At 69.8% G+C, this 3,458-nt stretch carries 4 protein-coding genes; 3 read left to right on the plus strand and 1 reads right to left on the minus strand.

The annotated features are described in order from the left end of the window. Positions 1 to 220, plus strand: a 220-nt coding sequence (locus ACY45C_RS12685; protein WP_462187821.1) for a hypothetical protein, incomplete at its 5' end; no start/stop codon positions are given. 384 nt (positions 221 to 604) lie between these two features. Here ACY45C_RS12685 and ACY45C_RS12690 read toward each other — a convergent pair. After that, positions 605 to 1,273, minus strand: a complete 669-nt coding sequence (locus tag ACY45C_RS12690; RefSeq protein ID WP_462187823.1) for a MarR family winged helix-turn-helix transcriptional regulator — start codon at positions 1,271 to 1,273, stop codon at positions 605 to 607. A gap of 320 nt (positions 1,274 to 1,593) precedes the next feature. Here ACY45C_RS12690 and ACY45C_RS12695 point away from each other — a divergent pair, with 320 nt between their 5' ends. After that, on the plus strand, positions 1,594 to 3,117 hold the full coding sequence (locus ACY45C_RS12695; protein WP_462187825.1) for an aromatic/alkene/methane monooxygenase hydroxylase/oxygenase subunit alpha: 1,524 nt from the start codon (positions 1,594 to 1,596) through the stop codon (positions 3,115 to 3,117). 76 nt (positions 3,118 to 3,193) lie between these two features. Further along, positions 3,194 to 3,442 (plus strand): toluene-4-monooxygenase system B family protein, encoded by a 249-nt coding sequence (locus tag ACY45C_RS12700; RefSeq protein ID WP_462187827.1) that lies wholly within the window; start codon positions 3,194 to 3,196, stop codon positions 3,440 to 3,442. Positions 3,443 to 3,458 lie beyond the last annotated feature (16 nt).

Raw genomic sequence — 3,458 nt, forward strand, 5'->3', positions numbered from 1 at the left:
CACGCCCGTCGAGCTCGCTTTTCCCGATCACCACAACTGCGCCGGACGGCTGTCTAACCCTGGCTCCACCCTGCGGACCCTGTTCGAACGGACCGGCGCCCCAGCCGACTCCGACGAGGCGATCGAGACCGGCCGGGCCGCCGTCGCGGACACCCCCACCGACGGGAGAAGCCGGGGTGGCCCTGGGGCGCCTGGGTTGGTCCGGGCCTGGCTGCCCTGATACTGGGTAGTGAGGCTGGCGCCATGACCGACACCACTGACACGGCGGCCACCGCCGTTGACGGCGGCCTGGTGACCGCCATCCCGGCTTCCTGAACCACTCCCGCCGAACCGGGCGGCGTGCGTGCTGCCTGGTACCGGCATGGCCAGGCAGCACGCCCCTCAGCCAGCCACAATCGCGGCATGAGCCCAGCGAGTAGCCTGAGCGACTTCCTGCGGACCCGCCGCGCCCGCTTGCATCCATCGACCGATGGGCCCGCCGGCCCCCTCCTCGCGCAGCTGATCGGTGAGCTGTCGACAACGGACCCCGCGGGCGTGCCGTCGGGCAGGCCGACCGCGGCGCTGTGGACGTCGACGTGCATGACCCGGTTGGCCCCGTTCGGTGTCACCGGCCGCCCGCGGCGCCGCGGCGGGCGAACTCCTCCTGGGTGAGGTGTTCCGGGCAGTCGACCCGGATGTCGGACGGCCCGAGGCGGTAGTCGAAGAACGCGCAGCGGTGAACGGTGGGTTGGGTGCGGCGGGTGGGCCGGGCGTGGCAAGGCGCGGGTTCGAAGCGCCGGCAGGTGGTACACGTGCGCGTCACGCTGATCAGGTGTTCGGCGTGCAGGCGTTCCAGCAGGTCCAGGAGGGTTGCGAGCAGCTGCTCGCCGTCCGGGCGGGGGATCCTGGCGGTCGCCACCTCGACCGGGGCGGTCCACCGGGAGACCGCGTGCGCGGTCTGCTGGCCGTCGGCGGTGAGGTGGAGCCGGTAGTGACGCCGGTCGGCGGGGTCCTGCTGGCGGCCAACGAGCCCTTTGCGGCGCAGGGCCGCCACGGCGTCGCTGACGGTGGGGTCGGCCACGTCGAGTTCACGTGCCAGTGCGCTGGTTCGGGCCGCCGGGGGTGGTCCCGCGTAGAGGCGGGCGAGGACCCGAAGCTGGGTGGGGGACAGGTCGTGTGCCTCGGCCGAGCGGCGGGCGAGCACCTGCAGGGCCTCGCCGATCCGGTCGAGGGCGGCCACGATCTTCGCGTCGAGCCCGGGGTGGCGTTCCTCGGGGGTGCCGGGCGGCCTCACGCGCGCGGTCCGAACGCCGCGTGTATCGCCAGCACCGCTGCCTCCTGCCGTTGGGACTTTCCCGGGTTCGCGACGGCCGACCCGCCGCGAGGGTCGTGACGGGGAACGTCGGAACCCGCGAGTGGACCTTAGCAATCCGATCCGCCCGGACCGGATCGTTAGGAGTCCTTGACATCAAGGGTCGTCCCGCACATAGTTCTCCTTGTCGACTGAAATTGTCGAGATGGCGGCCGGTGCCGGGTTGGGCCGTGCGGCGCGTGAGCGTTGCCGGACCGGGCGGGTCCGGTCCGCGTCCGTGGGGGAACACCAAGGAGGCGAGCATGCCGAAGCTTGCCCGCAGTGACTGGTACGACCTGGCCCGCGACACCAACTGGTCGTTTGGTTACGTGTCCGAGCAGGACGTCTTCCCAGAGGAGCTGTCGGGGACGGGCCGGGTCTCATCCGAGGAGTGGCTGGCCTGGGACGAGCCATACAAGATCACTTATCGGGAGTACGTGCACAACCAGGTGACGAAGGACACCACGACGTACTCGGTCAAGAACGCGATCGCCCGCTCGGAGCTGTTCGAGAAGCTCGACCCGGGATGGAAGTCGGTGATCCTGGCGCACTATGGCGCGATCACGATGCCGGAGTACCTCGCCTCCATCGGTGAGGCGCGGATGGGCCGGTTCGGGCGGGCGGCGGCGTGGCGCAATACGGCGACGTTCGGCACGCTCGATGAGGTCCGGCACGGCCAGATCCAGGCGTTCTTCCCCTATGGGTTGATCGGGAAGGAGCCGCGGGCCGACTGGGCGCTCAAGGCGTTCCACACGAACGAGTGGATCGTGCTCGCGGTCCGGCAGCTGTTCGACGACATGTTCGTCGCCAACGACGCGCTGTCGATCGCGCTGCAGCTCACCTTCACCCTTGAAACCGGTTTCACGAACCTGCAGTTCCTCGGCATGGCAGCCGACGCGATCAAGGTGGGTGACCTGGAGTTCGGCTCGCTGATCTCCAGTATCCAGACGGACGAGGCCCGCCATGCCCAGCAGGGCGAGCCGACCATCAAGATCCTTGCCGAGGGCGGCCACAAGGACTGGGGCCAGTTCCTCATCGATCACATGTTCTGGCGGTCATGGCGGGTGTTCGCGCTGCTGACCGGCCTGTCGATGGACTACTACACCCCGCTCGAGCATCGGACGATGTCGTTCAAGGAATTCATCGAGGAGTGGGTGATCAAGCAGTTCTCCGACCAGTTCCGGGACTTCGGTCTGGAGTATCCGTGGTACTGGGAGGAGTTCGTCAACGAACTCACCTGGTACCACCACGCGATCCACCTCGGGGTGTGGAACTGGCGGCCGACGGTCTGGTGGAACCCGGACGCCGGCGTCTCGGCGGACGAGCGGGTGTGGCTGGAGGAGAAGTACCCGGGCTGGAACCGTACGTTCGGCAAGTACTGGGACGTCATCGGCGACAACATCCGCGCGGGGAAGGGCGAGGCCACCTTCCCGGAGACGCTGCCGTTGGTGTGCAACCTGTGCCAACTGCCGATCGTGCGGGCCGCCGGCGTGGAGGCCGGCGCGCTGGCCTCGGCCGCTCCGCTGCGCCACACCCACGGGGGCCGTGACTACCTGTTCTGCTCGGAACCCTGCAAGTGGATCTTCACGCAGCGTCCGGAGCGGTTCGCCGGGCACCGGTCGCTGGTGGACCGGTTCCTCGCCGGCGAGATCAGCCCGCCCGACCTCGGCGGCGTGCTCGCCTACATGGGGCTGTCGCCGTCCGAGCAGGGACAGGACGCCACCGGCTACGCCTGGGCACAGGCCGCGGCGGCGGGCGCAACCGGCGCCAGGGCGGCACGGCGATGACCCCCGGGGCGCAGGAGCACTCCCACGAGCACGTCTACGTCCACGTCCACGTCCACGAGCACTCCGAGGGGGCCCGATGGCTCTGCTGCCGCTGAGCGCGGTTTTCGAGCACGACTTCGTGTCGCTGCTGGTGGCGGTGGACGACGCCGACACCGTCGAGGCCGTCGGCCAAAAGATCGCTCACCACGTCGTGGGCCGGCGTCTGCCGGCCAGCGACGCGCCGGTGGGGGTCCGCCACAACGGTCGGGTGCTCGCCCGCGAGGCGCGCATCGGCGAGGCCGGCGTCGGCCCGCTCGACCATGTCGAAGCCTTCTTCGATGAGTAGCGCGTCGGCGGGTGGC

The organism is Frankia sp. CcWB2, from assembly GCF_977927585.1.